General features: G+C 61.9%; 29 protein-coding genes. 8 read left to right on the top strand and 21 right to left on the bottom strand.

All coding sequences use genetic code 11. The annotated features are described in order from the left end of the window. The first annotated feature begins 76 nt into the window (after positions 1 to 76). The gene (locus CKW13_RS01645) at positions 77 to 1,258 is read left to right on the top strand and encodes a DUF418 domain-containing protein (protein ID WP_095106303.1); all 1,182 of its coding nucleotides are present in this window, start codon (positions 77 to 79) and stop codon (positions 1,256 to 1,258) included. 48 nt (positions 1,259 to 1,306) lie between these two features. Here the strand turns inward: CKW13_RS01645 and CKW13_RS01640 are convergent, their stop codons facing one another. From CKW13_RS01640 to CKW13_RS01630, 3 genes are all read right to left on the bottom strand, one after another. Beyond that, entirely contained in the window at positions 1,307 to 2,413 is a 1,107-nt protein-coding gene (locus tag CKW13_RS01640; RefSeq protein WP_095106301.1) for an NADH:flavin oxidoreductase/NADH oxidase, read from the bottom strand. Between the two features lie 184 nt (positions 2,414 to 2,597). Continuing rightward, complete coding sequence (gene recJ, locus CKW13_RS01635; protein WP_095106300.1) at positions 2,598 to 4,307, bottom strand: single-stranded-DNA-specific exonuclease RecJ; 1,710 nt, start codon at positions 4,305 to 4,307, stop codon at positions 2,598 to 2,600. Between the two features lie 60 nt (positions 4,308 to 4,367). Further along, entirely contained in the window at positions 4,368 to 4,910 is a 543-nt protein-coding gene (locus tag CKW13_RS01630; RefSeq protein WP_095106298.1) for a YaeQ family protein, read from the bottom strand. Between the two features lie 148 nt (positions 4,911 to 5,058). Between CKW13_RS01630 and CKW13_RS01625 the strand changes: the two genes are divergently transcribed. Both CKW13_RS01625 and CKW13_RS01620 read left to right on the top strand, forming a co-directional pair. Further along, the gene (locus CKW13_RS01625; RefSeq protein WP_095106297.1) at positions 5,059 to 6,258 is read left to right on the top strand and encodes a CaiB/BaiF CoA-transferase family protein; all 1,200 of its coding nucleotides are present in this window, start codon (positions 5,059 to 5,061) and stop codon (positions 6,256 to 6,258) included. Further along, positions 6,239 to 7,180: a TIGR02285 family protein gene (locus CKW13_RS01620; protein ID WP_095106295.1), complete on the top strand. Its 942-nt coding sequence runs from the start codon at positions 6,239 to 6,241 to the stop codon at positions 7,178 to 7,180. Before CKW13_RS01625 ends, CKW13_RS01620 begins: the two co-directional genes overlap by 20 nt. Before the next feature lie 167 nt (positions 7,181 to 7,347). On the opposite strand, the gene CKW13_RS01615 is transcribed toward CKW13_RS01620, so the two are convergent. The 12 genes from CKW13_RS01615 to ffh form a co-directional block, all read right to left on the bottom strand. After that, on the bottom strand, positions 7,348 to 7,635 hold the full coding sequence (locus CKW13_RS01615; RefSeq protein WP_095106293.1) for a DUF3509 domain-containing protein: 288 nt from the start codon (positions 7,633 to 7,635) through the stop codon (positions 7,348 to 7,350). A 152-nt stretch (positions 7,636 to 7,787) separates the two neighbouring features. Beyond that, positions 7,788 to 9,128 (bottom strand): transporter substrate-binding domain-containing protein, encoded by a 1,341-nt coding sequence (locus tag CKW13_RS01610; protein WP_095106291.1) that lies wholly within the window; start codon positions 9,126 to 9,128, stop codon positions 7,788 to 7,790. A gap of 121 nt (positions 9,129 to 9,249) precedes the next feature. Continuing rightward, complete coding sequence (gene thrC, locus CKW13_RS01605; RefSeq protein ID WP_095106289.1) at positions 9,250 to 10,659, bottom strand: threonine synthase; 1,410 nt, start codon at positions 10,657 to 10,659, stop codon at positions 9,250 to 9,252. Between the two features lie 104 nt (positions 10,660 to 10,763). Beyond that, complete coding sequence (locus CKW13_RS01600; protein ID WP_095106287.1) at positions 10,764 to 12,068, bottom strand: homoserine dehydrogenase; 1,305 nt, start codon at positions 12,066 to 12,068, stop codon at positions 10,764 to 10,766. Between the two features lie 129 nt (positions 12,069 to 12,197). After that, a complete protein-coding gene (locus tag CKW13_RS01595) occupies positions 12,198 to 12,929 on the bottom strand; it encodes a DsbC family protein (RefSeq protein WP_095106285.1) in 732 nt (243 codons plus the stop codon). Between the two features lie 111 nt (positions 12,930 to 13,040). Next, positions 13,041 to 13,937, bottom strand: coding sequence for a site-specific tyrosine recombinase XerD (gene xerD / locus CKW13_RS01590; protein WP_095106283.1), 897 nt, complete (start codon positions 13,935 to 13,937; stop codon positions 13,041 to 13,043). Between the two features lie 103 nt (positions 13,938 to 14,040). Continuing rightward, a complete protein-coding gene (locus tag CKW13_RS01585) occupies positions 14,041 to 14,454 on the bottom strand; it encodes an acyl-CoA thioesterase (RefSeq protein WP_095106282.1) in 414 nt (137 codons plus the stop codon). Between the two features lie 82 nt (positions 14,455 to 14,536). Then, positions 14,537 to 14,887 (bottom strand): 50S ribosomal protein L19, encoded by a 351-nt coding sequence (gene rplS, locus CKW13_RS01580; RefSeq protein WP_003175895.1) that lies wholly within the window; start codon positions 14,885 to 14,887, stop codon positions 14,537 to 14,539. Positions 14,888 to 14,932: 45 nt separating this feature from the next. After that, entirely contained in the window at positions 14,933 to 15,685 is a 753-nt protein-coding gene (gene trmD, locus CKW13_RS01575) for a tRNA (guanosine(37)-N1)-methyltransferase TrmD (RefSeq protein WP_095106281.1), read from the bottom strand. 2 nt (positions 15,686 to 15,687) lie between these two features. Further along, complete coding sequence (gene rimM, locus CKW13_RS01570) at positions 15,688 to 16,224, bottom strand: ribosome maturation factor RimM (protein WP_095106280.1); 537 nt, start codon at positions 16,222 to 16,224, stop codon at positions 15,688 to 15,690. A gap of 5 nt (positions 16,225 to 16,229) precedes the next feature. Further along, positions 16,230 to 16,481: a 30S ribosomal protein S16 gene (gene rpsP, locus CKW13_RS01565; RefSeq protein ID WP_007944872.1), complete on the bottom strand. Its 252-nt coding sequence runs from the start codon at positions 16,479 to 16,481 to the stop codon at positions 16,230 to 16,232. Positions 16,482 to 16,731: 250 nt separating this feature from the next. After that, positions 16,732 to 18,108 (bottom strand): signal recognition particle protein, encoded by a 1,377-nt coding sequence (gene ffh, locus CKW13_RS01560; RefSeq protein WP_095106278.1) that lies wholly within the window; start codon positions 18,106 to 18,108, stop codon positions 16,732 to 16,734. Positions 18,109 to 18,317: 209 nt separating this feature from the next. Between ffh and CKW13_RS01555 the strand changes: the two genes are divergently transcribed. The 3 genes from CKW13_RS01555 to CKW13_RS01545 all read left to right on the top strand — a co-directional run bounded on the left by CKW13_RS01555 (position 18,318) and on the right by CKW13_RS01545 (position 21,926). After that, the gene (locus CKW13_RS01555) at positions 18,318 to 19,130 is read left to right on the top strand and encodes an inner membrane protein YpjD (RefSeq protein ID WP_095106277.1); all 813 of its coding nucleotides are present in this window, start codon (positions 18,318 to 18,320) and stop codon (positions 19,128 to 19,130) included. 12 nt (positions 19,131 to 19,142) lie between these two features. Then, complete coding sequence (locus CKW13_RS01550; protein WP_095106275.1) at positions 19,143 to 20,369, top strand: HlyC/CorC family transporter; 1,227 nt, start codon at positions 19,143 to 19,145, stop codon at positions 20,367 to 20,369. Positions 20,370 to 20,609: 240 nt separating this feature from the next. Beyond that, positions 20,610 to 21,926 carry an MFS transporter gene (locus tag CKW13_RS01545; RefSeq protein ID WP_095106273.1) on the top strand — a complete coding sequence of 439 codons (1,317 nt, stop codon included), beginning with the start codon at positions 20,610 to 20,612 and terminating at the stop codon, positions 21,924 to 21,926. 80 nt (positions 21,927 to 22,006) lie between these two features. Here the strand turns inward: CKW13_RS01545 and purT are convergent, their stop codons facing one another. From purT to CKW13_RS01520, 5 genes are all read right to left on the bottom strand, one after another. Further along, positions 22,007 to 23,188, bottom strand: a complete 1,182-nt coding sequence (purT, locus tag CKW13_RS01540) for a formate-dependent phosphoribosylglycinamide formyltransferase (protein WP_095106271.1) — start codon at positions 23,186 to 23,188, stop codon at positions 22,007 to 22,009. 99 nt (positions 23,189 to 23,287) lie between these two features. After that, the gene (locus CKW13_RS01535; protein ID WP_095106269.1) at positions 23,288 to 23,755 is read right to left on the bottom strand and encodes a VUT family protein; all 468 of its coding nucleotides are present in this window, start codon (positions 23,753 to 23,755) and stop codon (positions 23,288 to 23,290) included. Between the two features lie 100 nt (positions 23,756 to 23,855). Further along, entirely contained in the window at positions 23,856 to 24,071 is a 216-nt protein-coding gene (locus tag CKW13_RS01530) for a DUF1289 domain-containing protein (RefSeq protein WP_095106267.1), read from the bottom strand. Further along, on the bottom strand, positions 24,068 to 24,592 hold the full coding sequence (locus CKW13_RS01525) for a gamma carbonic anhydrase family protein (RefSeq protein ID WP_095106265.1): 525 nt from the start codon (positions 24,590 to 24,592) through the stop codon (positions 24,068 to 24,070). The genes CKW13_RS01530 and CKW13_RS01525 overlap by 4 nt, the downstream gene beginning before the upstream one ends. A gap of 42 nt (positions 24,593 to 24,634) precedes the next feature. Next, the gene (locus tag CKW13_RS01520) at positions 24,635 to 25,234 is read right to left on the bottom strand and encodes a CoA pyrophosphatase (protein WP_095106263.1); all 600 of its coding nucleotides are present in this window, start codon (positions 25,232 to 25,234) and stop codon (positions 24,635 to 24,637) included. A 149-nt stretch (positions 25,235 to 25,383) separates the two neighbouring features. Here CKW13_RS01520 and CKW13_RS01515 point away from each other — a divergent pair, with 149 nt between their 5' ends. Both CKW13_RS01515 and CKW13_RS01510 read left to right on the top strand, forming a co-directional pair. After that, complete coding sequence (locus tag CKW13_RS01515; protein ID WP_095107016.1) at positions 25,384 to 25,935, top strand: NUDIX hydrolase; 552 nt, start codon at positions 25,384 to 25,386, stop codon at positions 25,933 to 25,935. A 33-nt stretch (positions 25,936 to 25,968) separates the two neighbouring features. After that, positions 25,969 to 26,472, top strand: coding sequence for a murein L,D-transpeptidase family protein (locus tag CKW13_RS01510; protein ID WP_095106261.1), 504 nt, complete (start codon positions 25,969 to 25,971; stop codon positions 26,470 to 26,472). Positions 26,473 to 26,547: 75 nt separating this feature from the next. On the opposite strand, the gene CKW13_RS01505 is transcribed toward CKW13_RS01510, so the two are convergent. Beyond that, positions 26,548 to 26,859 (bottom strand): YqfO family protein, encoded by a 312-nt coding sequence (locus CKW13_RS01505; protein ID WP_095106259.1) that lies wholly within the window; start codon positions 26,857 to 26,859, stop codon positions 26,548 to 26,550. Positions 26,860 to 26,863: the final 4 nt, after the last annotated feature.

Genomic DNA, 26,863 nt, shown 5'->3' with positions numbered 1-26,863 from the left:
TTTTTCACCCTAAACAATCACCGTGATCCGCTACCATCGCGCACCCACGCCACTCATCCCCACAAGGACGTTACTGATGACCGGCCCCCTCCCCCCTGCGACGCGCCTGCACACGGTCGATGCCCTGCGCGGTTTTGCCCTGTTGGGCATTCTGGCAGTCAATGTGTGGGCGTTTGCCGACCCGATGTACGGCACCGGCGCCACCAGCCTGTTTTACGCCAGCCCCCTCGACCACGTGCTGCGGGTGCTCACCAGCACCCTGGTGGAAACCAAGTTCTACCTGCTGTTCTCCTTCCTGTTCGGCTACAGCTTCACCCTACAAATGGCCAGCGCCGAGCGGGCGGGCGTGGCGTTCGTGCCGCGCATGCTGCGCCGGCAACTGGGTTTGCTGGTGCTGGGGGTGCTCCATGGCGTGCTGTTGTTCCATGGCGAAATCCTCACCATTTACGCCGTGCTCGGCCTGGTGCTGCTGGCCGCGCACCGTGTCCGGCCCAAAACCGCCGTGCTCATCGCCTGCACCTTGCTGTTGACGACGGGGACGCTGTTCGTCGTCGCCGGCGCCCTGGCCATCAGCACCGGCGACCCGTTCGACACGGTGATTACCGCCAGCGACCCCGCCCTTACCGCGTACCGCAATGGGCCGTTGGCGACCCTGGCCTATCACGCCAGCCGTTTTGTGCCGACCCAAGTGTTTTTGTGGATCATCCAGGGCCCCAGCGCCCTGGCGATGTTCCTGCTGGGCTTTGCCGCCGGCCGCCAGCAATTACTGAGCGCCCCGGACCCCGTGCAGCCCTACGCGCGCAGGCTGCTGGCGATTGGCTTGCCCATCGGCCTGCTGGGCGGGTTGTTTTATGGCCTGGTGGAGACGTTCATCCCCGGCGGCGGCCTGGAATTGCTGGCCTTCGGCATCGGCCAATTGAGCGCGCCACTGCTGACGGCGAGCTATGGGCTGCTGATGCTGCGCCTGTTCCGCGGCGCGGGTGGGGAGCCCCTGGTGCGGCACCTGGCGCCGTTGGGGCGGATGTCGTTGAGCAACTACGTGCTGCAATCGGTGGCATTGGGCCTGTTGTTCAGCGGCTATGGCGGGGCGCTTATCGCCGAAATGCCATCACCGTTGCTGCTCGTCTCGGTGCTGGTCATTTTCACCGTGCAACTGCGCCTGAGCGCGTGGTGGCTGGCGCGCCACCCTTACGGGCCGCTGGAATGGCTGCTGCGGGCGGTGACGTTGCGGCAAGTGCCGGCATGGCGGCGGGCCTGAAAAAACCCAGCCCCGCTCAACTGAGCGGGGCTTGGGCGGGGCGCAGGGTCAATCCCGCAGGTCGGATTCGTGGATCGGTGAGTCGCGGTGGGTTGCCCGTTGGTACTGCGCCGGCCAGGTGGCTTGGCGGCTGCCCAGGTCATCGTCGGCGTGCAGCGGCCAGTACGGGTCGCGCAGCAGTTCCCGGGCCAGCAGGATGATATCGGCCTGGCAGGTGCGCAGGATGTGCTCGGCCTGAGCCGGCTCGGTAATCAGGCCGACGGTGCCGGTGGCGATGCCTGACTCCTTGCGCACCCGCTCGGCAAAGCGCGTCTGGTAGCCCGGGCCGATGGGGATTTCCGCGTTGGCTGCGGTGCCGCCGGAGGACACGTCGATCAAATCCACCCCAAGGGCCTTGAGGCGCCGCGCCAGTTCCACGGTTTCGTCCGGGTTCCAACCGTCCTCGACCCAATCGGTGGCCGAAACCCGCACAAACAGCGGCAGCTCTTGCGGCCACACCTCGCGCACCGCCTCGCTGACTTGCAGCACCAGGCGAATGCGGTTGTCGAACGAGCCACCGTATGAGTCCTGGCGCTGGTTGCTCAGGGGCGAGAGAAATTGGTGCAGCAGGTAACCGTGGGCCGCGTGTACCTCGACTACCTTGAACCCCGCTTCCAGAGCACGTTTGGCGGCCTCGACGAAGGCCTGGATGATCTCGCCGATCTGCCCTTCGCTCAGTTGCACGGGCGCGGTGTGTTCCGGGTCGAAGGCAATGGGCGACGGGCCGACCGGCACCCAGCCGCCGTCCGCCGGTTTGACGCTGCCATGCTTGCCCAACCAGGGCCGGTGGGTGCTGGCCTTACGCCCGGCGTGGGCCAGTTGGATGCCGGCCACGGCGCCCTGGGCGGTGATGAACCGGGTGATGCGTTGCAGGGGTTCGATCTGTGCGTCATTCCATAGGCCCAGGTCTTGGGCGGTGATGCGGCCATCGGCGGTGACGGCGGTGGCTTCGGTGAAAATCAGGCCGGCGCCACCCACGGCGCGGCTGCCCAGGTGCACCAGGTGCCAGTCGTTGGCCAGGCCATCAACGCTGGAATACTGGCACATGGGTGACACCGCGATGCGGTTGGGGAGGGTCAGTTGACGCAGGGTATAGGGCTCAAGCAGCAGACTCATGGGGCACCTCTCGATCAGTGGTCAGGCTCCAGGGTTCTGTTTGAATAGTCCGCGAGTGACAAGAAGGGTGCAGCGCCCGCCCCCGCGGGCAAAAAATGAAGGATAGGTCACAAGGCCAATCAAGCAGTGCTTAGAGACTAGTCGACAACCCGCGATGCAGGAGGGTTCGCTTTATCGGTGCGAATCAACGCGGCTCGATGTGGGCGATCATCAGTTGCACACTTTCCTTGCCGCGAAACTCGTTGAGGTCGAGCTTGTAGGCCAGTTCCACCCAATCCACCCGGGCGTTGGCCCAGGCCTGGGGGTCGATGCCAAAAGCGATGCCGTCGATTTTCACCGAGCCACATTCGCTTTTGAGCACCACTTTGAGGTGGCGCTCGCCGACGATGCGTTTTTCCAGCAATTGGAACACCCCGTGGAACAACGGCTCGGGAAAGTGCTGGCCCCAGGGCCCGGCGTCGCGCAGGGCGCGGGCCAGTTCCAGGTTGAACTCGGTCATCGCCAGGGCGCCATCGGTGAGCAGGCGCCCGGTCAGGTCTTCTTCGCGCAGTTGGCGGCGCACTTCGGCGTCGAAGGCCTCGGCGAACAACGGGAAGTTTTCCTGGGGCAGGCTCAGGCCCGCCGCCATGGCGTGGCCGCCGTATTTGCCCATGAGGTCCGGGTGCTGGGCGGCGACGACACTCAGGGCATCGCGTATGTGAAAGCCCTGCACCGAACGCCCGGAGCCTTTGAGCATGCCGTCCCCCGCGTCGGCGAAGGCGATGGTGGGCCGGTGGTAGCGGTCCTTCATACGCGAGGCGAGGATGCCGATCACGCCCTGGTGCCAGTCCGGGTCGAACAGGCACAGGCCGAACGGCATCGATTCCACCGGCAAGTCCTTGAGCTGGGCCAGGGCCTCGCGCTGCATGCCTTGTTCGATGGATTTGCGATCCTTGTTCAGGTCATCGAGTTGCACCGCCATGTCCCGCGCCAACTCCGGGTCGGCGGTGAGCAGGCATTCGATGCCCAGGCTCATGTCGTCCAGGCGCCCCGCCGCGTTCAGGCGCGGGCCGAGGATGAAGCCCAGGTCGGTGGAGGTGATGCGCGACGCCTCGCGCTTGGCCACGTCGAGGATCGCCTTGATGCCCGGGCGGGCGCGCCCGGCGCGGATCCGCTCCAGGCCCTGATGCACCAGGATGCGGTTGTTGGCATCCAGCGGCACCACATCGGCGACGCTGCCCAGGGCCACCAGGTCCAGCAGGTCGCCGATGTTGGGCTGCGCCTGGTTGGCGTAGCGGCCGAGGCTGCGCAGGCGTGCGCGCAGGGCCATCAGCACGTAGAAAATCACCCCGACGCCGGCCAGGGCCTTGCTGGGGAACGCGCAACCGGGTTGGTTGGGGTTGACGATGGCGTCCGCCGCGGGCAACTCCTGGCCGGGCAAGTGGTGGTCGGTGACCAGCACCTTCAAGCCCGCCGCCTTGGCCGCCGCCACGCCTTCGACGCTGGAAATGCCGTTGTCCACGGTTATCAACAGGTGCGGCTCACGGGTCAGCGCCACTTCGACGATTTCCGGGGTCAGGCCGTAGCCGTACTCAAAACGGTTGGGCACCAGGTAATCGACATGGGCCGCCCCCAGCAAGCGCAGGCCCAGCAGGCCCACGGTGCTGGCGGTGGCGCCGTCGGCGTCGAAGTCGCCGACGATGAGGATGCGTTGGCGCTCGTCCAGCGCGGTCACCAGCAAATCCACCGCCGCCTCGATGCCCTTGAGCTGTTGGAACGGGATCAACCGCGCCAGGCTCTTGTCCAGCTCAGCCTGGGATTGCACGCCGCGGGCGGCGTACAAGCGGGTCAATAGCGGCGGCAGGTCGCCAAGAAACGGCAGGGTGGCGGGCAACGGGCGGGGTTCGATACGCATAGGGCGGTGCAGGCTTCTCGTTATCAGGCAGGGAGCGGCGGTTGGCGAAGGGGCGAGCGATCAGCCGCGTTCGCCCATCAGCCACTGCAACTGGACTTCGTGCTGGCCGCGGTCGTCGGTGACGAAAATCGTCCCTTCGCTAATCATCACGTCCCACTTGATGACGCGGGGCATGTCCTTGGCCAGGGTTTCGAGGACGTCTTCGGGCACGGCGGCGACGTTGACGTTCTTCAGGTTTTTCACCGCGGGGATGACCTTGCCTTCCCATACGCGCAGGCTGCCGTAGGCCAGCAGGCTGGTGCGCTCGGTGCGCCGCGAGCACCAGGTCAGGCGCTCGGCGTCGGGTTGGCCGACTTCGATCCAGTGCAGCACGCGATCATCCAGGCTTTTTTCCCACAAGGCCGGCTCGTCCACTTCCGAAAGGCCACGGCCAAACGACAATTGCTCGTTGTACCAGAAGGCGTAGGCCAGCAGGCGCACGGTCATCCGCGTTTCGGTTTCCGAGGGGTGGCGGGCGATGGTTTGCTTGACGCTTTCGTACACCCCGCGGTCGAGGTCGGTGAGGTTCAGTTCAAACTTGTAGGTCGTGGACGGCTGGGCCATGAACGGGCTTCTTGATACGGGGAAAGGCGGCAAGTCTAACCGATGCGTGAGTCATTCAACGAATCCGTGACGCATCGCACTTTAGCCGGAATGCCCGGCTATGTTAAAAGGCTGACTTCGATTAGTCGTTTGTCCTACAGGATCTTTCATGCCGCTTACTGCCAAACCTCTGTCCGGGGTCAAAGTCGTCGAACTCGGCACTTTGATCGCCGGGCCGTTTGCCTCGCGCATCTGCGGCGAATTCGGCGCCGATGTCATCAAGGTGGAATCCCCGGACGGCGGCGACCCGCTGCGCAAATGGCGCAAGCTGTATGAAGGCACGTCGCTGTGGTGGTTCGTGCAGGCGCGCAACAAGAAGTCCCTGACCCTGAACCTCAAGCACCCCGAAGGCCTGGCCATCCTCAAGCAGTTGCTGGGCGAAGCGGACATCCTGATCGAGAACTTCCGCCCTGGCGTATTGGAAAAACTTGGCCTGGGCTGGGACGTGCTCCACGCCCTGAACCCGAAACTGGTGATGGTGCGCCTGTCCGGCTTCGGCCAGACCGGGCCGATGAAGGACCAGCCCGGTTTCGGCGCGGTCGGTGAATCCATGGGCGGGCTGCGCTACATCACCGGGTTCGAGGACCGCCCGCCGGTGCGCACGGGGATTTCCATCGGTGATTCGATTGCCGCCCTGTGGGGCGTGATCGGCGCACTGATGGCGCTGCGACATCGCGAGATGAACGGTGGCCAGGGCCAAGTGGTGGACGTGGCGCTGTATGAAGCGATCTTCGCCATGATGGAAAGCATGGTGCCGGAGTTCGATGTGTTCGGTTTTATCCGCGAACGCACCGGCAACATCATGCCGGGCATCACGCCCTCCTCCATCCACACCAGCGCCGACGGCAAGCATGTGCAGATCGGCGCCAATGGCGATGCGATCTTCAAGCGCTTCATGCACACCGTTGGCCGCGACGATTTGGCCAATGACCCGGCGCTGGCCAGCAATGATGGGCGCGACAGCCGCCGCGACGAGCTGTATGGGGTGATTGATCGCTGGGTCAGTGCCTTGCCGCTGGAGACGGTGATCGAGCGCCTGAACCAAGCCGAAGTACCCGCCAGCCGGATCTTCAGCGCCGAGGATATGTTCAGCGACCCGCAGTTCCTGGCCCGGGAAATGTTCCTGCAGGCCAAGCTGCCCGACGGCAAGAACTTCAAGATGCCGGGCATCGTGCCCAAACTTTCCGACACGCCCGGCAGCGCGCAATGGGTGGGCCCGCAACTGGGCGAACACAACAGCCAGATACTGGGTGAGTTGGGTTTCGACGCCGAGCAGATCCGCCGCCTGCATGAAGCAGGGGCCATTTAAACTGGCCAGCCGTTTTCGACCGGCGGCGGCGCGCCTGAACCTGCTGCTGCGGCGCTGCCGGGCGCTGCTGGCGTTCGGCCTGCTGATGGGGCTGTGCGCCATGCCCCAAGCGGCGCAGGCCAAGCAAGTGCTGGTATGGCTGTTACGCGACTTACCGCCGCTGACCATTTTCGAAGGCCCGCAAAAGGGCCGTGGTGTGATCGACCAACTGATGCCCGCGCTGATCGCCAGCCTGCCGGAATACGAACACAGCATCCTGCGGGTCAACCGCGCCCGCGGCTTGCAGATGCTCCAGGAACCCACTTTCACCTGCGACCCGTCTTTGCTCTGGAGCCAGGAACGGACGCGTTGGATCGCCTATTCCAGCCCCAGCCTGCGGATCATGAGCAACGGTTTGGCGGTGCGTCGGCAAGACCGTGAAGCCCTGGCGCCCTTTATCCAGGACGGCGAAATCGACCTCGCCGCGTTGCTCGCCAGCGATGGCAAAAAACTCGGCGTGGTGGCCGAGCGCAGCTATGGGCAGAACGTCGACCAATGGCTCAAGCAGGCCCCCGCCCAGGCCCTGACGGCGCACTACGGCAATGATGCTTTGGGCAGCCTGCTGCAAATGCAGCGCCTGGGGCGCTTGAGCGCATTGTTGGGGTATTGGGCAGAGATCCGCTACCAGGCGCAGCAGCAAGGCATCGACCCGGCCGAGTTGAGCTTCTATCCAATCCGCCAGACTCCGCACTATCAATCGCTGCATATCGGCTGCTCGGACACCGAGGAAGGTCGTCAGGTCATCGCCCGCATCAACCAAACCCTGCACACCCTGGACTTGCAACAACTGAGCGAAAGCTACGCCGCGTGGCTAGACACCTCCATGCGCGGCGCCTATCGCGAAGAGATCCGGGGCTTTTTCGCGGCCCCGCCGCAGCCCTGAGAAACGCCGGGCAAAAAGAAACCCCGAGAAGTGGGGAGACGACTCGGGGTTAAACGTGGTCTATCGAGACCAGTACAGCAAGCGGCAAACACCGGAGCACAATGTTTGATCCTGCTGTTAAAAACTCTGACTGACTAAAGCTGTGGAAGGTTCCCACAAAAAACCAATCAATTTCCTCTAGCACGGGCCAGATCCGCCGCAGCACTACGCATGGCGGCGATCAGGCAGGGCTCCAAGCGGCCTTCGGCAATCATCAGGTCCCGGTGCAAACCGTCGACCACATCGGTCAGCAAGCGCCGGTCATGCAGTTGCAACTGATTGACCTCCCGTTCAAGCACGATGCCACCGGCGGCATTTCTCAGGGTTACCAAGCAATGGCCCTCGGCGCCGCAGGGTGTCAATGCCACCCGGTAAGGGCTCAAGGCCTCGGACAGTAACAGGCTGATACTTTCCATCTCGTCACCACTCAATAGTCCGGACATGAAATGCCTGAAGGCAGGCTGTTTCTAGATGACCTGCGGCCCGGCGAAAAAGTTCGACGTGCCTGCCAGCCTTGGAAAGGCCAGCATGCTCCGTGAACATGACACAAAGAAAACAGCCCATGGCTTCAACGGTGCACATCCCCGGACTCGATCCAGCCGCCCATCAAGCCGCGCAACTCCCCCTGGGCGCTATAGAACGGCACCGTCCACTGGTAGACATCCAGGGTTCCTTCCCTGAAGGTCAACTGCCGATTGATGAAGCGGGACTTCTGGCTGGCCAACTGTTCGATCAGCTCCCTGTGCAACTGCTCGGCGGTTTCCCGGGGCAGCAGGTCGATATCCGTCAGCAACCGGCCCTTGACCTGGTCCTGGCGCACTGAAAAGCGTTCTTCATAGCTCTTGTTGCACAGCACCAGGCGTGCCTGCTGGTCGCGGACGAAAATCGGCGTGGGGATGGCATTGAGCAGCGCACTCTGGAAAGCCAACTGGTCGCTGAGTTGTTGCTCGGCCTTGAGGCGCAACTGCACCTGCTCGTTGAACCGGCGGCGCCATGCCATCGAGATCAGGAAAAAAGCCCCGGTAACGATCCCGCCCAGGCACAACCACGAGTACAGGCGCTGCCACAGTGATGGTGGGGTCTGCGCGATACCGCCCACCCATTTCTGGCGCATGGCGCGCAACTCGGCGGCCGTGAACGCATCGAGTGCCTTGTTGATGATGCTCAACAGTTGTGGGTGTTTTTTGTGCATCGCCAGGTGATCGGGCTCCCAGATGCCGTCGACGCTATGACCGACCTTGAGCGCCCCGGCCGGATAGAGATAGGCACCTGTTTCGTTTTCGATGGTGGCGTCGACCTCACCGTTCTCGACCAACGCCCTGGCCTCTGCCTGGGTCATGACGGTGTGCAACTTGATGGCCGGGTAATCGAGCTGGATCTTGCGCTCCAGTGCATGCCGGGCAGGCAGCGCCAACCGCTTGCCGGCGAGGTGTTCCAGGGCCTTCGGCTGCGACTCGCCGGCGCGCACCACGAACACCCAGCTCGAACCACCGTAGGCGTGGCTGAAGTTGAGGAATGCCCGGCGCTCCTCGTTGATCGCCAGGGTGGTGCTCATGTCTGCCGTGCCATTTTCCAGCAACTCAAGCATCTGCACCGTTGAGGAAACTTCCTGATGGACAAAACGCAGGCCGGTCAGCAATGAAATGCGGCCAAGAATGTCGTTGTTCAGCCCCGCCCATTCACCGCTTTCATCCTTGAACAGGTACAGCGGATACGGCAATGAAGCCACCACCACTTGCGGGTGTTCGCGGATCCATTGCAACTCGGCGTCGTCCAGGCCCAGAACGTTGCCCACCGCCTGCATGTCGCGACCGAACAGCGACGCCCCCTGGGCCGTTGCCGTGAGCCCCAGGGCCCCCAATAAAAACAGCCAGCTCAAGGCTGGCTTAAACCACTCTAAGAACCTCATTTGCACTTTCCTTCACTGTCATTCGCCCGTCCTTTGGGGGGCGAAACTGCGACAAGTGTGGCACGCACAAATGCGAAAGCCCGTCAGGTGACGGGCTTAAAAATGTGACAGTTCTAGTCGGTCAAAGTGGCTTGCCGCGGTTGCCATGCTGACTGACAAAGGCCTGTACGGTTTTCAGGTCGTTGGCCAGAACCGTGCACCTCTCTTCTCGCTCAAACAAATCAGAAAGGTGAGCAGGCAGCTCAAGGGCTTTTCCTACTCCAGCTTTCTCGACAGCCTCAGGGAATTTCACCGGGTGGGCGGTGCCCAAGATCACCATCGGGACATCCAGACTGCGTCGGCACTCACGGGCCGCCCGAACACCGATGGCAGTATGCGGGTCGAGCAACTCGCCGGTTTGCTCGAAGACATCGGCGATGGTTTCGCAGGTCTGCTCATCGTCCACTGCCAGAGAGTCGAACAGCTTGCGGGTTTCGGTCCAGCGGTCCTGTTCGACGCTGAAACCGCCGCCCTGCTTGAAGCTGTCCATCAGGCCGGCCAGCGCCGCGCCATTGCGCCCGTGCATGTCGAACAACAAACGCTCGAAGTTCGACGACACCATGATGTCCATCGACGGCGACAGGGTGGCGTGCAGGGTTTCCTTGACGTACTGATTACCGCTCATGAAGCGGTGCAGGATGTCGTTGCGGTTGGTGGCCACGATCAATTGGTTGATCGGCAGGCCCATGTTGCGGGCCAGATAGCCGGCGAAGATATCGCCGAAGTTGCCGGTCGGCACCGAGAACGCCACCGAGCGCGCCGGGCCGCCCAACTGCAGCGCCGCGTGGAAGTAATAGACGATCTGGGCCATGATCCGCGCCCAGTTGATGGAATTGACCGCCACCAGGCGCGTGCCCTTGAGGAAGCCCTGGTCGGCGAAACTGGCCTTGACCATTTCCTGGCAGTCGTCAAAGTTGCCTTCGATGGCGATGTTGTGGATGTTCTCGCCAAAGAGCGTGGTCATCTGCCGGCGCTGCACTTCCGAGACGCGGTTGTGCGGGTGCAGGATGAAAATGTCGACATTTTCGCAATGCTTGCAGCCTTCGATGGCCGCCGAGCCGGTATCGCCGGAGGTGGCGCCGATGATGACCACTCGCTCGCCGCGCTTTTGCAGCACGTGGTCAAGCAAACGGCCGAGCAGTTGCAGGGCAAAGTCCTTGAACGCCAGGGTGGGGCCGTGGAACAGCTCCAATACCCATTCGTTGCCGTTGAGCTGGCGCAACGGCGCCACGGCGCTGTGGGAAAACACGCCGTAGGTTTCTTCCAGGATCTTTTTGAAGTCGGCGTCGGCAATGCTACCGGTAACGAACGGGCGCATGACCCGGAACGCCAGCTCGTGGTAAGGCAGGCCCGCCCAGGAGGCTATTTCTTCCTGGGTGAAGCGCGGCAGGTTTTCGGGTACGTAAAGACCGCCATCGCTGGCCAGACCGGCCAACAGGACATCTTCGAAATTGAGGGCCGGTGCCTGGCCGCGGGTGCTGATATAGCGCATAAAGGCAAACCTTTGGTTTGGGCTTCAAGCTACAAGCCATAAGCGACAAGTTGAAAGCGACTGTGCTTTAACCTGCAGCTTGCAGCTCGAAACTTGCCGCTGAGTTAGTTCAAGTGTTCGACGCGGATACGTACGACCGGCCCGACCACGCCCTGGAGCGCTTCCAGTGCCCGGATGGCGTCGTTGATGTGCTGTTCCAGCACACGGTGCGTCAGCAGGATCATCGGCACCAGGCCGTCGTGTTCCTCGACTTCCTTCTGCATGATCGATTCGATATTGATGCCGCGCTCCGACAGGATGCTGGCCACCTGGGCCAGTACGCCTGGGTGATCCTTGGCCTGGATGCGCAGGTAGTAGGCACTTTCGCATTCCTCGATCGGCAGGATCGGGTGGGCCGACAGCAGGTCAGGCTGGAACGCCAGGTGCGGCACGCGGTTTTCCGGGTCGCTGGTCATGGCGCGGACCACATCCACCAGGTCGGCGATGACCGAGGAAGCCGTCGGTTCCATGCCGGCGCCGGCGCCGTAGAACAGGGTCGAGCCGCAGGCATCGCCATTGACCATGACCGCGTTCATCACGCCGTTGACGTTGGCGATCAGGCGATCGGCCGGGATCAGCGTCGGGTGCACGCGCAGTTCGATGCCCGCAGGCGTACTGCGGGCGACACCAAGGTGCTTGATGCGGTAGCCCAGGGCTTCGGCGTAGTTCACGTCAGCGGTGGTCAGTTTGGTGATGCCTTCGGTGTAGGCCTTGTCGAACTGCAGCGGCACACCGAATGCGATGGATGCCAGGATGGTCAGCTTGTGGGCGGCATCGATGCCTTCCACATCGAACGTCGGGTCGGCTTCGGCATAGCCAAGGGCCTGGGCTTCGACCAGCACGTCCTCGAAGGTACGACCCTTCTCGCGCATTTCGGTGAGGATGAAGTTGCCTGTGCCGTTGATGATCCCCGCCACCCAGTTGATGCGGTTGGCCGACAGACCTTCGCGGATCGCCTTGATAACCGGGATACCGCCAGCCACGGCTGCTTCGAAGGCCACGATCACGCCCTTTTCCTGGGCCTTGGCGAAAATCTCGTTGCCGTGCACGGCAATCAGCGCTTTGTTGGCGGTGACCACGTGCTTGCCGTTTTCGATGGCTTTCAACACCAGTTCGCGGGCGATGGTGTAGCCGCCAATCAATTCGATGACGATATCGATTTCAGGGTTGGTGGCGACGGCGAAGACATCGTTGGTAATGGGGGTACCGGTAATCTCGCATTGAGGGTTTGGCGTACGCATGGCAATTTGAGCCACTTCGATTCCACGCCCGGCACGGCGGGCAATCTCCTCGGCGTTACGCTGAAGTACGTTGAAGGTACCGCCACCGACGGTACCTAACCCACAGATGCCTACTTTGACCGGATTCACGCTGAACTCCCCATAAAACGGCCGACTCAAGGTCGGCCGTGGAAAACAGCCGCACACGCGCGGCCCTCTGTTAATGGAACGGCGAACGTTTTCGCCGGGCCATGATCGCCAAGACTCGGCGACGCAAAATTATTTCGCACCCAAGGCCAGTTTGGCGATTTGTGGTGCTGGCTGATAGCCCGGAATCACTTGGCCATCGGCCAAAACGATGGCCGGTGTGCCATTAACGCCAATGGACTGACCCAGGGCGAACTGCTTGGAAACCGGATTGACGCACTTGGCTGACTTGATTTCCTTGCCGTCGACCATCTGGTCCATGGCAACTTTCTTGTCCTTGGCACACCACACCGCTTGCAGTTGTTCATCGCCCGGCGAACCGAGGCCCTGGCGCGGGAACGCGACGTAGCGCACTTCGATGCCGCGCTTGTTCAGCTCGGGCACTTCGGCGTGCAGCTTGTGGCAGTACGGGCACGTGGTGTCCGTGAATACGGTGATGTGGGATTTGGTTTCGCCGATCGCCGGGTAGACCACGGTGTCGGCCACGGGAATGCCATTGACCAGTTTGGAAATGCCCAGGCGTTCGGTTTTTTCGGTCAAGTTGACCGGTTTGCCGTCCTTCAACTGGAACAGGTAGCCCTGCATCACGAATTGGCCGTCGGCGCTGGCATAGAGCACACGGCTGCCTTTGAGCTTGACTTCGTACAGGCCGGCCAATGGGCTGGCGGTGATGGTCTCGACCGGCACGTCGAGTTGCAGGTTTTCAAGGCTCTTGCGAATAGCTTGCTCGGCGCTGTTATCGGCCACGGCAAAGGTACTGGCCAACGCAAAGGCTGCGGCGGCGAAAATGTGGGTCAAGCGCATGGGAACTCCTGAAGGCGGACTAGTGAAGCGAGCAAAACACCGCACGCGAACAGCGGTTTTTGACGCCCACTGTGCAAACCGGCAAAGCCTACCACATAAGGCCCGCCAGGCTCAGCCCCGCGGATGATGCTGGGCGTGCATCTCCTGCAACCGTGCCCGCGCCACGTGGGTGTAAATCTGGGTAGTGGACAGGTCACTGTGGCCCAGCAGCATCTGCACCACCCGCAGGTCGGCGCCGTGGTTGAGCAAATGGGTGGCGAAGGCGTGGCGCAGGGTGTGGGGCGACAGCGTCTTGCTGATGCCGGCCACCTGCGCCTGATGCTTGATGCGGTGCCAGAAGGTCTGGCGGGTCATCTGCTCGCCGCGCAGGCTGGGGAACAGCACATCGCTGGGGCGCTCGCCCAACAGCTCCGAGCGCGCACCACGCATGTAGCGCTCAACCCAGACGATCGCCTCTTCGCCCATGGGCACCAGGCGCTCCTTACTGCCCTTGCCCATCACCCGCAGCACGCCCTGGCGCAGGTTGACCTGCTCCAGAGTCAGGCTAATCAGTTCAGTCACCCGCAAACCGCAGGCATAAAGCACCTCCAGCATGGCGCGGTCGCGCTGGCCGATGGCCTGGCTCAGGTCTGGCGCAGCCAACAGGGCCTCCACGTCAGCTTCTGACAGGGACTTGGGCAAAGGACGACCCAGTTGCGGCATATCCACCTGCAACGTCGGGTCAATGGCGATCAATTTTTCCCGCAGCAGGTAGCGATAAAAGCCACGCACCCCTGACAGAAATCGGGCCGTGGAGCGTGGTTTGTAGCCCTGCTCCAAGCGCCAGGCCAAATGATCGAGGATCAACTCGCGCCCCGCGCCCGGCAATTCAAGGCCCTGCTCCTGCATCCAGCCATTGAACAGCGCCAGATCGCTGCGATAGGCCTGGCGGGTATTGTCGGACAGACCCTTTTCCAACCACAGGGCATCCAGAAACTGATCTATCAGGGGGTGGTCAATGGCAGGCATGGGCACTCGGGAATCACAACGGGGGCCGGCTACAAAAAAGACGACCGATAGTAATTGGCCGCTAGTCTTTCACAGCCCGCCCTATTCACAAAGCAGAGGCCCCTCAGTCAGCGAACCCGGGCAAGACGGGAACCGGGCGCTTGGCTTCGTCGATGGCGACAAAGCTGAACAAACCGTGGATAGCCTTCTCGCGGCCGTCGCAACTCATGCTTTCGACGAAAACTTCGACTTCTACCTTGAGGCTGGTGTTGCCCACTTTAATCACGCGCCCGATCAACTCAACGATGGAGCCAGCGGGGATGGCGTGATTGAAGTCGATGCGATCCGTAGACACTGTCACCAGGGGCAAACGGCAGAAACGGGTGGCGGTAATGAACGACACCTCATCCATCCATGCCAAGGCGGTGCCGCCGAACAGGGTGTTGTGGTGGTTGGTGGTGGGCGGGAACACGGCTTTGGTGACGTGGGTGACACTCAGGTCGGTGCGACGCTGGATTTCTTCGAGGCGGGTGGTCATGGGCAAGGGCCTGGATCGGTTTTATGACGGGCAACAAAAAAGCAGCCCGTAGGCTGCTTTTTTCTGCATCGGGAAGCTGGACTTAAGCCAGTTTTTCCTTGATGCGAGCTGCTTTGCCCGACAGGTCGCGCAGGTAGTACAGCTTGGCTTTACGAACATCACCGCGACGCTTGACAGCCATGCTGTCGATTTGCGGGCTGTAGGTTTGGAAAGTACGTTCCACGCCAACACCGTTGGAGATTTTACGAACAGTGAAAGCACTGTTCACACCACGGTTACGCTTGGCGATTACAACGCCCTCGAACGCTTGCAGACGCGAACGGTCGCCTTCCTTCACTTTCACCTGAACGACAATGGTGTCGCCCGGGGCAAAGGTTGGGATCTCTTTGGTCATCTGCTCTGCTTCGAGTGCAAGGATGATTTTGTTAGTCATGCTGTGCTCCTAAGGCAAGTCGTCGGACTTACCATCGATACGTTGTTAACTATCGTCCCGCTCGCGGATGTATTCCTCGAGCAGCTTCTTCTCTTCTCCAGAAAGCGAGCGGCTTTCCAGAAGATCGACGCGTCGTTCATAGGTCCGACCAAGGGACTGCTGTAAACGCCAACGCCGGATGTGTGCGTGATTGCCACTTAGCAATACGTCGGGAACACGCTGATCCGCATACACCTCCGGTCGGGTGTAGTGCGGGCAATCCAGCAAACCATCCGTGAAGGAGTCTTCCTCCGCGGAGTCCGCATGCCCTAAAGCTCCGGGCAGCAGTCGTGTAACCGCATCTATCAGGACCATCGCCGGCAGCTCACCGCCAGACAGGACATAGTCCCCAATCGACCACTCTTCATCGACATGAGCCTCAATAAAGCGCTCGTCAATGCCTTCATAGCGGCCGGCAATCAGGATTAGTGCTTCCTCATTCGCCAGTTCGCGTACCGCCGACTGTGTCAGCTGACGGCCTTGGGGTGACAGGTAAATTACCTTCGCCGCCTCCCCGGCTGCGGCCTTGGCCTGGACCAGGGCGTCTTCCAGGGGTTTGATCTTCATCACCATGCCCGGGCCACCGCCAAATGGGCGATCGTCCACAGTGTGATGTCGATCTGTGGTGTAGTCTCGCGGATTCCAACAGGTAAGCTGCAACAGCCCCTGTTTCACCGCGCGGCTGGTTATGCCGTACTCGCTGATGGCGGAAAACATCTCGGGAAACAGACTAATAACTTCTACGCGCAGGCTCGCCACGACTAGAAATCCGCGTCCCAATCCACCTTCATCTCACCCGCTGCCAGGTCGACGGCCAACACGCATTGCTCGGTATAGGGCAACAGGCGTTCGCGATCATCCAGGCTGCCAGCGCAAGGCTTGACCACCATTACATCATTGGCGCCGGTTTCCAGAAGATGATCGATTTTTCCCAGCAGTTGCCCGTGAGTATCGATGACCTTCAGACCTTCCAGCTGGTACCAGTAGTACTCGCCGTCGGTCAATTCAGGGAACAGGTTGCGCGGCACGCAGATCTCATAACCGGCCAGAAGACGCGCTTCTTCACGATCATCGAGACCCTTGAGCTTTGCGACCAGGAACTTGTCGTTCCCGCGTCCGCTGACCAGCTCGACCTGTTTGACGCTGCCTTCGCGCTTGAGCGTCCAGGTTTTGTATTCCAACAGGTTTTTAATCGGATCAGTAAAGGAGTAGACCTTCACTTCGCCGCGAACGCCGTGAACAGAATAAATCTTGCCGATAACGATCAAATCATCAGCTGCATCTGGCGTCGCGTTCATATTGCTCAGGCCGCAGCCTTAGCAGCGTCCTTGAGCAACTGAGCAACACGCTCAGAAGGTTGTGCACCAACGCTCAGCCAGTAGGCTACGCGCTCTTGGTTCACGGACAGACGAACTTCTTGACCACGAGCAACAGGGTTGAAGAAACCAACCTGTTCCTTGTGCGAACCGTCGCGCGGGTTGCGGCTGTCGGTTACGGTCAAGTGGTAAAACGGGCGCTTTTTGGAGCCGCCAAGGGCAAGACGGATTGTTAGCATGTGAAGATCGTTCCTGTAGTCGGTGCTGCAAATCTAAATGCACAGCGGGCATAGGTGCCCGAAAGGCCGCATATTCTAAGGAATATCCGGACTTTTGCAAATGTCTTTTTCCGGCACCTGCTCAGCGCGCCATTCAGATCTGCTATAGAGCCGTCGTTCAAAACGGCAAGTCAGCGCCCACCAATGGCGGGTTTGCTGGAGATCCCGCGTCCCCGCGGGAAACGCCGGCATGGCTGCCGACGCGGATTCTTTACATTTTCGGCATACCGCCGCCGGGCAACATACCGCCCATGCCGCGCATCATCTTGGCCATGCCGCCTTTGGCAGAGAACTTTTTCATCATTTTCTGCATCTGCTTGTGCTGCTTAATCAAGCGCCCGATGTCCTGCACCTGGGTGCCAGAGCCCATGGCGATCCGACGCTTGCGCGAGCCACTGATAAGTTCAGGGTCGCGGCGCTCGGCCGGGGTCATGGAGTTGATGATGGCTTCCATCTGCTTGAACTGCTTTTCTGCCGCACCCTGGGCGTTGCCCATTTGCGCCAGGTTGACGCCGCCGATGTTCGGCAACTTGTCCATCAGGCCGCCGAGGCCGCCCATGTTCTTCATCTGCTGCAATTGGTCGCGGAAGTCTTCGAGATCGAAGCCTTTGCCCTTCTTCAGTTTCTTGGCCAGCTTATCGGCCTTGTCCTTGTCGAGGGTCTGTTCGGCCTGCTCGATAAGGCTGAGCACGTCGCCCATGCCCAGGATGCGCGAGGCGATCCGTTCGGGATGGAACGGTTCGAGCGCTTCGCTCTTCTCGCCCATACCGATGAACTTGATCGGCTTGCCGGTAATGGCGCGCACCGACAGCGCGGCGCCGCCACGAGCATCGCCGTCGACCTTGGTCAGGATTACGCCGGTCAGCGGCAGCGCATCGCCAAAGGCCTTCGCCGTGTTGGCGGCGTCCTGGCCGGTCATGGCATCGACCACGAACAGGGTTTCAACCGGGTTGATCGCCGCGTGCAAGGCCTTGATCTCGCCCATCATCTCTTCGTCGATGTGCAGGCGGCCGGCGGTATCGACGATAACCACGTCGATGAATTTCAGTTTTGCTTCTTTAATAGCTGCTTGCGCAATCTCGACCGGCTTCTGGCTCAGGTCGGAAGGGAAGAAGGTCACACCCACTTCGCCAGCCAGCATTTCCAGCTGCTTGATCGCCGCCGGGCGGTAGATGTCGGCGGACACCACCATCACCGACTTCTTCTTGCGCTCTTTGAGGAAGCGCGCCAGTTTGCCCGCGGTGGTGGTCTTGCCCGCACCCTGCAGGCCGGCCATCAACACCACGGCAGGTGGCACGGCGCTCAGGTTCAGGTCTTCGTTGGCCGCGCCCATGAGGCTTTCGAGTTCGGCCTGGACGATCTTCACGAAGGCCTGGCCCGGCGTCAGGCTACGCGACACCTCGGTGCCGACTGCGCGTTCCTTGACCGAATTGACGAAGTCCTTGACCACCGGCAGGGCGACGTCGGCTTCGAGCAACGCCATGCGCACTTCGCGCAGGGTGTCTTTGATATTGTCCTCGGTCAGCTTGGCCTTGCCGGTGACATGGCGCAGCGTCTGCGAGAGACGGTCGGTTAAGTTTTCAAACATGCGCGATCCTTTCAGGCCCTATGTAGACCGGGGGTAATGGCGGCCCAGCCCGTGAAAAACGTACGCTAGGCGAGCCTGCGGCGTGGGCAGGGCGCGGATTATAGCGAAGACTTGGCCTGGCGCCCACCTCGCTGTCTGCTTGCATGGTCTTTCGTGCCTAGGGGTTCTATGCCAAACTCATCGGCTTTCGGGCTTGCCTAACAGGATTTATGCTCCCCTTGTCACCCAGTTTGCTCACCACACTCGCCGCCGCCTGTTTATACGCCGCTGCGACTCTCTATCAAGGCTCGCGCCTGGCAACCGGTGCCAAGGCGAACAAGCGCCTGCTGATCGGGCTTGGCATCCTTGCCATCCTGGCTCACAGTGCCAGCCTCTTCACCCACCTGTTGACGCCTGTCGGCCTGGGCCTGGACTTTTTCAGCGCCGCCAGCCTGATCGCCGCCGCCGTGATCGCCCTGACGCTGCTGGCCTGTTCGCGCATCCCGGTGGAGAACCTGCTGCTGTTGCTGTTCCCCCTGGGGATGGCCACGGTGCTGCTGGCGCAGTTCGCCCCGGCCGGTACGGTGCAGATCATCAATGAGGCGCCGGGCATCCTGGCGCACATCCTACTGTCGATCCTGGCCTACGGCATGTTCACCATCGCCGTGTTCCAGGCCTTGCTGTTGCTGTTGCAAGACCATCAGCTCAAGCACAAGCACCCGTCCGGCCTCATCAAGAATTTCCCGCCGCTGCAAACCATGGAAAGCCTGCTGTTCGGCTTCCTCTGGGCCGGTTGGGCCCTCCTGTCGGCTTCGCTGATTTCCGGTTGGCTGTTCGTCGAGAACCTGTTCGCCCAGCACCTGGTGCACAAAACCTTGCTGGCGTGCCTGGCCTGGATCGTGTTCAGCGTGTTGCTGTGGGGCCGCACACGCCTGGGATGGCGTGGGCACAAGGCGATCCGCTGGACCCTCGCTGGCTTCTGCCTGCTGATGTTGGCCTACTTCGGCAGCAAGCTGGTTCGCGAATACATCCTGCATATCTGACGAGCCGCGATCATGGATAACCTGGCCCAGGGCCCGCTGCTTGCCGTACTGCTCCTGTTGGTGCTGTGGTCGGGGCTGTTCACCGCCATCGAAGTCGCCCAACAACAGCTACTGGCCCGACGCCAGGCTTCGCGCGGCGGCGATAAACCGCTGGCGCGCCTGAGTTTCCCCCGCGAAAGCCTGATCCTGTGCAACACCCTGAGCCGAGTGCTGGCAGCCATCATCACCACACTGCTGGCCCTGCACCTATGGCAGGAAAACGGCCCCTGGCTCGCCTGCCTGATCGTTACCAGCCTGCTGCTGGTAGTAGCCGAATACCTGCCCCGCACCCTCGCCGCCCGTTACCCAGAGGCCATTCTCAGCTTCGGCAATACCTTACTGGGCGCGCCGTTGAAGCTGCTCTACCCGCTGGCCTGGCTGCTCAACGGTGCGGCGCACCTGCTGGCGCGCCCGTTTGTCCGACGCCCCGGCGCAGTCAAGCAGAGCGACGATGCACCACCGCCCCACGATGAACACGCTGACGCCGATCACCCGGCCAACCGCCCGCACCTGCTGTCGGGCATCCACGCGCTGGACAACATCACCGTCAATGACATCCTGGTGCCGCGCAGCGACGTAGACGGGATCAACCTCGACGACCCGATTGACGCGATCATCGAGCAACTCAAGGCCTCCAAGCGCACGCGGCTGCCGGTGTTCCACAGCGATATCAACCAGGTCGAGGCGGTGCTCAACACCCGCCAGATCCGCCATCTGCTGGCCGATGCCAGCCTGACCAAGGACGCCTTGCTGGCAGCCTGTCACGAGCCATACTTCGTGCCCGAAAGCACACCCCTGCAATTGCAGTTGCTCAATTTTCACAAGCAACAGCGGCGCCTGGGCATGGTGGTGGACGAATACGGCGAAGTGCTGGGCATTGTCACCCTGGAAGACATCCTCGAAGAAATCGTCGGCGAATTTGAAAACGAACAAAACCTCGATAACCCGCATATCCAGCCCCAGCCGGATGGGCGCCTGGTGATCGACGGCGCAGCCTCGATCCGCGAGCTGAACAAGAGCCTGGGCTGGCATCTGCCTTGCGATGGCCCGAAAACCCTCAACGGCCTGGTCACCGAAGCATTGGAGACCATTCCCGAGAGCGCGGTGTGCCTGAAAATCGGCCGCTATCGCTTGGAAATCCTCGAAACCGAGGACAACCGCGTCAGCCGCGTGCTGATCTGGCCGACAAAAGTGCTGTAGCGGCGCAAAGCCCCGCGCCCGGCCCTTGCTGGATCGTTAGGCCCCTTCCTATAATCGACCCCGCTTACCTAAGCCCCGCCGTACCGCGTGCTATCCGCACCTGCCGGTCCCCGGCCCCGCTCCACCGCGTCTTGACGGTGCGCGCTCCCATCCCGAGCCAAGCCTGCGCAGCCCTGATCCCTGGGTGTTCGACCATAATAATTCGCTCCAACGGAGCCTAAGACTGTCAGGGATATCCGCATGCCCCCCAGCACGACCATGAGTGACGCCGCACCTGTTGCGCCGACCAACTCGGCCACCCGCGTGGCCACCGCCAGTTTCATTGGCACCGCCATCGAGTTCTATGACTTCTACGTCTACGCCACCGCCGCCGCGCTGGTGATCGGCCCAGTGTTCTTTCCCCAGACCTCCGGCACCGCACAGATGCTGTCGGCGTTCCTGACCTTCGGTATCGCTTTCCTCGCCCGCCCTCTGGGTTCGGCGCTGTTCGGCCATTTTGGCGACCGTATCGGGCGTAAATCCACCCTGGTGGCGTCGTTACTGCTGATGGGCGTGTGCACCACCCTGATTGGCGTCTTGCCCGGCTACGCCACCATTGGCGCCTGGGCGCCGATCCTGCTGTGCGTGCTGCGTTTCGGCCAGGGCCTGGGGCTGGGCGGGGAATGGGGCGGCGCCGCATTGCTGGCCACGGAAAATGCGCCCAAAGGCAAGCGCGCCTGGTTCGGCATGTTCCCGCAACTGGGGCCTTCGATCGGTTTCCTCGCAGCCAACGGCCTGTTTCTGACGCTGGCCATGACCCTGGACGACGAACAGTTCCGCTCCTGGGGCTGGCGCATTCCATTCCTGCTCAGTGCCGCGCTGGTGATGGTCGGCCTGTATGTGCGCCTGAAACTGCACGAAACCCCGGTGTTCGCCAACGCCGTCGCCCGCCAGGAGCGGGTAAAGATGCCGCTGGTTGAGCTGTTCAGCCAATACTGGGCCCCGACCCTGCTGGGCGCCGCCGCGATGGTGGTGTGCTATGCGCTGTTCTACATTTCAACGGTGTTCTCCCTGAGCTACGGGGTTTCCACCCTGGGCTACAGCCGGGAAACCTTCCTCGGCCTGTTGTGCTTTGCCGTGTTGTTCATGGCCGCCGCCACGCCGCTTTCCGCCTGGGCCAGCGACCGTTATGGGCGCAAACCGGTGCTGATTGTCGGCGGCGTGCTGGCGATATTGTCGGGGTTTCTCATGGAGCCGCTGTTGACCCAAGGCTCGACCTGGGGCGTAGCACTGTTCCTGTGCATCGAGCTGTTCCTGATGGGCGTGACCTTCGCACCCATGGGCGCCCTGCTGCCAGAGCTATTTCCTACCCACGTGCGCTACACCGGCGCGTCGGCGGCCTATAACTTGGGCGGTATTGTCGGCGCCTCGGCGGCACCGTTCTTCGCCCAGAAACTGGTGGCCATGGGCGGTTTGAGTTGGGTCGGCGGGTACGTCTCGGCGGCAGCGGTGCTCAGCCTGGTGGCGGTGCTGTGCCTGAAGGAAACGCGGCATAACGATTTGAATCGGGTGGTTTGACACCAGCGCATCGCGGGCAAGCCCGCCCCACAGTGCGGTTCACTGTGAGAACGCACTTGCCCGCGATAAAAACGCCCCGATTACAGCTCTACAACCACTGCTTGGGCAGCGCGTGTAGCTTTGGCGCGGGCCGCTTCGATGGACTCGTCCCGCGCCAGGGCCACGCCCATGCGGCGCTGGCCGTTGACTTCAGGTTTGCCGAACAGGCGCAACGCCGTGTCCGGCTCGCTCAGGGCCTGGCCCAGGTTGGCGAACGCAGTCTGGGTCGATTGCCCTTCGACCAGAATCACTGCCGACGCCGAAGGCCCGAACTGACGGATCAGCGGGATCGGTAGGCCCAGGATCGCCCGTGCATGCAGGGCAAACTGCGACAAGTCCTGGGAAATCAGAGTCACCAGGCCGGTGTCGTGGGGGCGCGGCGAGACTTCGCTGAACCACACCTGATCGCCCTTGATGAACAATTCCACGCCAAACAGGCCACGCCCGCCCAGGGCTTCGGTGACCGCCTTAGCGACCCGCTCGGACTCGGCCAGGGCAATCGGGCTCATGGCTTGCGGCTGCCAGGATTCCTGGTAATCGCCCTTCTCCTGGCGGTGGCCTACCGGCGCGCAGAACATGGTGCCGCCCACGTGGCGCACAGTCAGCAAGGTGATTTCGTAGTCGAAGTCGATAAAGCCTTCGATAATCACCCGGCCCTTGCCCGCACGGCCGCCTTCTTGGGCGTAGTCCCAGGCTTTTTGCACGTCATCGGCGCTGCGCAACAGGCTCTGGCCCTTGCCCGAAGAACTCATGACCGGTTTGACCACACAGGGGAAACCCAGGTCCTGCACGGCCTTGCGGTAGTCTTCGACGGTGTCGGCAAAGTGGTAAGGCGAGGTCGGCAGGTCCAGCTCTTCGGCGGCCAGGCGCCGGATGCCTTCGCGGTTCATGGTCAGGGAAGTGGCGCGCGCGGTAGGGATCACGGTGAAGCCTTCGGCCTCCAGCTCCACCAGGGTCGCGGTGGCAATGGCTTCGATCTCGGGCACGATGAAGTGCGGCTTTTCGGCCTCGATCACTGCCCGCAACGCGGCGCCATCGAGCATGTTGATAACGTGGCTGCGATGGGCCACCTGCATCGCCGGCGCGTTGGCGTAGCGGTCCACGGCGATCACTTCAACGCCCAGGCGTTGCAGCTCGATGACCACTTCCTTGCCCAATTCGCCGCAACCACACAGCAAAACGCGGGTCGCGGTTGGCGACAATGGAGTTCCGATACGGGTCATTTCAGGTCCTCAAAGGAGCAGATCATCGAGGGACGCACGCCGGGCGCGCTTCCCGTGGGGAGAAAGCGCGGCATTTTACATGAACCGCGACACTTGGCCTCAGTTGGCGACCGGGTTGCGGCGTAAACGCCAAGCCATGGCCAGCCACACCACCGTCACGCCGGCGAACTTGGAACCCAGGGCGGTGAGCACCACACCGGGGGTGAGCGCGCCGATCAGGCCGAAGAAGATAAAGGTATCGAGTGGAATGCTCAGGGCCGAGCTGATCCACAAGCGGTCGTGCAGCGGGCGTTTGGTGATGCTGAACACCAGCCAGTCGATGCATTCGGAGACCGCGAACGCCGTGGCGCTGGCCAGGGCAATGGAAGGGTCGGACGTCAGGTACGAGAGCACCAGCGCCGCCAGCATGGCGATGATTGCGCCGTGGCCGAAGCGGGTCTGCACCATGTCGCGCAGCACAAACACCAGGCCACCCCAGGCAGACCAGATGATGTCCAGGTGCGGCGCGGTGGAAAAGGCGTAGTTAATCAGCACGACACTGCTGATATAGGCAATCAGGAAGAGCATGGGGCGAGGGACCTGTGAACAAGGCGCACAGGGTACTGCACAATTAAAATGATGTCGTCTTGGATATCGTTATAGCGGGCAAGCCCGCTGCTGCGCCGGCTCAGGCACCCGAGCGCCCCGGAATCATCCACAGCCGCCCATTCGCCTTCGCCCGCTCATGGCACACGCCCAGCACCCTACGGCGCTCGGCGTTGTCCATGCGGCTCCATCGGGTGATTTCGTCGACATTGCGCTGGCAACCGGTGCAAATATCCTGCTCGTCCAGGGCGCAGATACTGACACAGGGCGAGGCTACCGGGCGTTCGCTGGCGGTCATGGCTCCTGCTCGGCCAGGTCGCGGGCGTAGCGCTGGGCGTTATGCACATAGTGCGCGGCGCTGGCCTGGAGCATGTTCTTTTGCGCTTCGGTCAACTCGCGCACCACTTTGCCTGGCGAGCCCATGACCAGCGAACCATCGGGGATTTCCTTGCCTTCACCGATCAGCGAGTTGGCGCCGATGATGCAGTGCTTGCCGATCTTGGCACCGTTGAGGATCACCGCGTTGATGCCGATCAGGCTGTAGTCGCCCACCGTACAGCCGTGGAGCATGGCGTTGTGGCCGATAGTGACGCCGGTGCCGATCGTCAGCGGGAAGCCCATGTCGGTGTGCATCACCGTGCCATCCTGCACATTGCTGTCCTTGCCGATCAGGATCAGCTCGTTGTCCCCACGCAGCACTGCGTTGAACCAGACGTTGGCGCCCTCCTCCAGCTTGATCTTGCCCACCAGCGTGGCGTTAGGCGCAACCCAGCTCTGGGGGTGGGTTTGGACAAGGGCATCGCCCAAGCGGTATTTCATCAGGTAATCCTCACGGCTCACGTCGCCATACGAGCGATGGCTTCAAATATTGATAAAGCTCTTGGGGGGGTGGTGCAGGCTGATCTTCGCGTCATAGAGCAAATTAACCAACTCGACGATCATGATCGCGGTCAGGCCCCAGATCTTGTACTCGCCAAAGCGGTAGCTGGGCACATACCAACTGCGGCCCTGGTAGTCGATGCGGTGGGTGTGCTCACGCGGGTCCTGGCGGAAAAACTCCAGAGGCACGCTGAACACCGCTGCGATCTCGGCGTCATTGGCGCGGTATTCGACGAAGTCGGGAACCACCCCGACAAAAGGCGTGACACGGATGCCATGCAAGGAAATCAGTGGGCTGAGGGGCCCGATCACTTCCACCAGGCCCGGCGGCAGGCCGATTTCTTCTTCGGCCTCACGCAGGGCGGTGAACACCAGGTCCGGGTCTTCCGGGTCGCGGCGCCCACCGGGAAAGGCCACTTCGCCACCATGGGTCGAGAGGCCGCTGGCGCGCAGGGTCAGCACCAGTTCCGGCTCGTCGCTGCGAGTGATGGGCACCAGCACCGCGGCTTCGGGAAAACGCCGGTCGGTTTCCAGGGTGCGCGGGGTGTGGTTGCTTACACGGTGAAGTAGCTCGTCCAGCATGAGTCATCTCGATCTGTTGGCTACTGGGCATCATGCACCAAAGGAATCACTCGCCCAACCCCAAAAAACCCGGCATGTCGCTTAACGACAACTTGCAGGCAAGCGACCCGCCACGCCAAGATAGCCGCAGCCTTTTCGGAAGCCCCCGTATGAAATTTTGCAGCCAGTGCGGTCACCCGGTTACCCAGCGCATTCCCGATGGCGACTCACGCCTGCGTTTTGTCTGCGATCACTGCCAGACCATTCACTACCAGAACCCCAACATCGTCGCCGGGTGCCTGCCCACCTGGGGCACGCAAGTGCTGTTGTGCCGCCGCGCCATCGAACCGCGCCTGGGTTACTGGACGTTGCCGGCCGGGTTCATGGAAAACGGCGAGACCGTACAGCAGGCCGCCGAACGCGAAACCGCCGAGGAAGCCTGCGCCCGCGTGCGCAACCTGAGCCTCTACACCTTGATCGATGTGCCTCATATCAGCCAGGTGCATGTGTTCTTTCGCGCCGAGCTGGCCGACCCGGATTTCGCCGCGGGCATCGAGAGCCTGGAAGTGCGGCTGTTCGAGGAGGCCGACATCCCTTGGTCAGAGCTGGCTTTCCGCACCGTGGGGCGTACCCTAGAATGCTTTTTCGCTGACCGCCGCGCGGGCCTCTACCCGGTGCGCAGCGAATCCATACCGCCGCTGGCCCAGCCTGCGATCACTTAAAACAACAACACCGTACCTTGGGAAATCGTTTCAATGCGCTGGTTGCTTGCACTGCTCTGCCTCTCTGTCATGGCTGTATCCCAGGCCTCCCCGATGGGAACCCTGGACGGCAAAATCATCGAAAAAGTGCTGGTGCTCAAATCGGCCCATCAACTGCAACTGATAAACGATGGCAAACCGCTCAAGACCTACCGCATCTCCCTGGGCAAGAAACCCAAGGGCCCCAAGCTGATGGAAGGCGACAAACGCACCCCCGAGGGCTTCTATTGGCTGGATTGGCGCAAAACCAGCGACCGCTTCAACCTGGCCATGCACATTTCCTACCCCAACATCACCGACGCCGCCCGCGCCCGCCGCGAAGGCGTACCGCCAGGCGGAATGATAATGATCCACGGCACCCCGGACTCCGAGGAATACCCGGAGGACTACTTCCACACCCTGGACTGGACCGACGGCTGCATTGCCATGCGTAACGTTGACATGCGCGAAGTGTGGGGCCTGGTCAAGGACGGCACGATGATTGAAATCCGGCCGTGAGCCTTTGGGCCCGCCCACAAAAAACCCGCTGACCGTTTCCGGTTCAGCGGGTTTTTCATTTGAGCGGCCCAGGAGTCAGAAATCCTCCAACCGCCACACTTCATAGGCTGGGGTTTCGTAGGGGTGGCTGAGTTTGAGGGCCGCGACGGCGGCCACTATCGACTCATTTGCCACCACCAACTCGACTCGCCATTCCTCTACCTGCTCGACCTCGCCGGTTTGCCCGAGGAACGGCTGGCTGCCGTCCAAAGGGCGGAACTGGCCAAACCCGAGCACCTGCCAGGCGCACTGGTCGTAGGCGCCGATCCGTCCGCCACCGGCGGCGAATACGGCGCTTTTGACCTGCTCCACGTGGCTGGGCGGAACGAAGAAGGCGAGTTTGTACACGGCC

Origin of the sequence: Pseudomonas sp. Irchel 3E20 (genome assembly GCF_900187645.1) — a bacterium.
In the GTDB taxonomy this organism is placed as follows: Bacteria; Pseudomonadota; Gammaproteobacteria; order Pseudomonadales; family Pseudomonadaceae; genus Aquipseudomonas.
Note: the sequence above shows the minus strand (reverse complement) of the source record. Positions and strands in the feature narration are given on the sequence as shown.